This is a genomic window from Actinoplanes palleronii (assembly GCF_016862315.1).
Taxonomy (GTDB): Bacteria; Actinomycetota; Actinomycetes; order Mycobacteriales; family Micromonosporaceae; genus Actinoplanes; species Actinoplanes palleronii.
In genome coordinates this window covers 1-2,606 of record NZ_BOMS01000211.1, presented here as the reverse complement: position 1 = coordinate 2,606, position 2,606 = coordinate 1, and the positions used below count along the sequence as shown (strand labels likewise).

At 69.0% G+C, this 2,606-nt stretch carries 2 protein-coding genes; both read left to right on the top strand.

Features of this window, described 5'->3' with window-relative positions; translation table 11 throughout:
* Positions 1-195: 195 nt before the first annotated feature.
* Positions 196-1,671 carry an IS21 family transposase gene (istA, locus tag Apa02nite_RS50630; RefSeq protein ID WP_203831562.1) on the top strand — a complete coding sequence of 492 codons (1,476 nt, stop codon included), beginning with the start codon at positions 196-198 and terminating at the stop codon, positions 1,669-1,671.
* A complete protein-coding gene (istB, locus tag Apa02nite_RS50625; protein ID WP_203831561.1) occupies positions 1,668-2,507 on the top strand; it encodes an IS21-like element helper ATPase IstB in 840 nt (279 codons plus the stop codon). Before istA ends, istB begins: the two co-directional genes overlap by 4 nt.
* Positions 2,508-2,606: the final 99 nt, after the last annotated feature.

The window sequence follows — 2,606 nt, the reverse complement described above, 5'->3', positions numbered from 1 at the left end:
TGCTAGCGGAAACGCGAAAATCCTTGTCGGCGGACAGTTGAGTCCCGGCTCGCGGACACCGGAATTCCTGGTGTGCGGTCAGGTGATTTCGGTCCCGACGTTCTGAAATCGGATCTCTCCGGCCGATCGGTGCGGGTGCTGACCCTTGCACTCGTTCGGACCGGAGAGACCGTGACCAAGTCTGACAGGGAAATAATGGAAATTCTGGAAGCTTTCGACCTGACCGGGTGTGCGTATTCGGCCGGGCAACTTGCTGGCTGTGACCCGAAGACCGTCCAGCGGTATGTGAACCTTCGCGAGACCGGCGGGGACCCGTTCACGCGGGCGGCGAGACCGAAACTGATCGACACGTTCCTACCGAAGGTCGAAGAGCTCGTCGACCGGTCGAAGGCGAAGATCCGGGCGGACAAGGTGCATGAGCGCCTGGTCGTGATGGGGTTCGCCGGCACTGAACGCACCACCCGGCGGGCGGTGCGGGCCGCGAAAGCAGCGTGGCGGGCCGGGAACCGGCGCGTCTACCGGCCGTGGGTCGCCGAGCCTGGCCTGTGGTTGCAGTTCGACTGGGGCGACGGCCCGCGGGTCGCCGGCCGCAAGACCAGCTTGTTCTGCGCCTGGCTGGCCTGGTCACGCTTCCGGGTGGTGATCCCGACCTGGGACCAGACCCTGGGCACCCTGGTCGCCTGCCTGGATGCCACCCTGCGCCGACTCGGCGGGGCCCCGGCATATCTGCTCGGCGACAACGCCAAGACCGTGACTGTCGAACACGTCGCCGGCGTCGCGGTCCGGCACCCGCAGATCGTCGCTGCCGGCCGCCACTACGGTGTCACCGTCGCGACCTGCGAACCGTTCGACCCCGAAAGCAAGGGCGGCGTCGAGGCCACCGTGAAGATCGCGAAAGCGGATCTGGTGCCGACCAGCGCGAACCTGCGCGGCGAGTACGGCTCGTTCACCGACCTGGTCGCGGCCTGCGAAGCCTGGTGCGAGAAGGTCAACGCCCGCACCCACCGCGAAACGTCCGTCGCCCCGATCGAACGCCTCGCGACCGAACGCAGCCTGCTGCATCCGCTGCCCGCCGACCCGCACACCGCCGCGCTGGGCGAGGAACGCCTGGTCAACGAGGACCAGACCGTCCGGTTCGGATCCGTGCGTTACTCAACTCCACCCGGGCACATCGGTGAGCGAGCCTGGTGCCGAGTCGTCGGCGATCACCTATCGATCACCGCGATGACCAGCACGGGTGTCACCGAGATCGCCCGGCACCGGCTGTCGACACCCGGCAACCCGTCCATCCGCGACGAGCACTACCCACACCATCCGCACCTGGGCGACGGCCCGAAACCACCACGGCCCAAGCCCCGCAGCACCGCCGAGGCCGCCTTCCTCGAACTCGGTCCCGGCGCCCACGACTGGCTGGTCGAAGCCGCCGCGACCGGCGCCACCAGGGTCCGGGCAAAGATGGCCCGCGCGGTCGAGCTGGCCACCATCCTCGACGCCGGCCGCGTTGACCACGCCCTCGGCCTGGCCGCCGCCGCGGGCCGGTTCGGCGAACATGACCTCGCCAGCATCCTCGACCACCTGGCCTGCGCCGGTGACCCCGCGGAGGTCGTCCGCGCCGACGAAACCTACTCCGCGCAGCCCGGCACCAGCTCCTGGAAGCAGCTCGGCGCATGACCGACTCCAGCCCCACCACCGCCGCCGTCCGGGCACCGCGCTCACGCAGCCGCCGCACCGACCAGACCCCGACCGCCGCGCCGTTGCCCGCCGACCTCGACGCCCTGCTGCGCCGGATGCGGTTCCCCTACCTGCGCGCCGCGGCACCTGACGTCCTGGCCACTGCCCGGGCGCAACGCTGGGACCCCGCCGAAGTCCTGCGTGTTCTACTCACCGAGGAAGTCCTCGGCCGCGACACCGCCGGCCGGCGCACCCGCCGCAAAGCCGCGAACTTCCCAACGGGCAAAACCTTCGCGTCCTGGCGGCCCGACGACTCCGGCATCCCCGCCGCCACCCAGCACGGCCTCACGACCCTCGAATGGATCAGCCGCGCCGAGAACCTCGCCATCGCCGGGCCCTCCGGCACCGGCAAGAGTCACTTCGTTGAAGCCCTCGCCCACACTGCTATCGACCACGACATGCGAGTCGCCTGGTTCACCCTCGAAACCCTCACCAGCACCGTCGGCAGGGCCAAAGCCGACGGATCGGTCGCCCGCACCGTCGCCCGGATCTGCCGGGCCGACCTGATCATCGTCGACGACATCGGCATGCTCCCGGCCGGAGCCGACGCCGCCGAAGCGTTCTACCGCGTCGTCGATGCCGCCTACGAACGCCGTTCCATCGCCGTCACCAGCAACATCCACCCCTCCGGATTCGACACGATCATGCCGAAAACGATCGCTACCGCGACCGTCGACCGGCTCCTGCACCACGCCCACGTGATCACCACCAAGGGCGACAGCCACCGCCTGCAACAAGCCCTCGCCGGCCACGGCGTCCAAGCCCTCACCAGCTAAGCCGACTACCAAACACCTGACCACCGGCATGGAATTCTGGTGTCCGCCCACGACGAGGTTCAAAGCCCATCAGCCAAGACTTCGTCTTGACCGTTGACA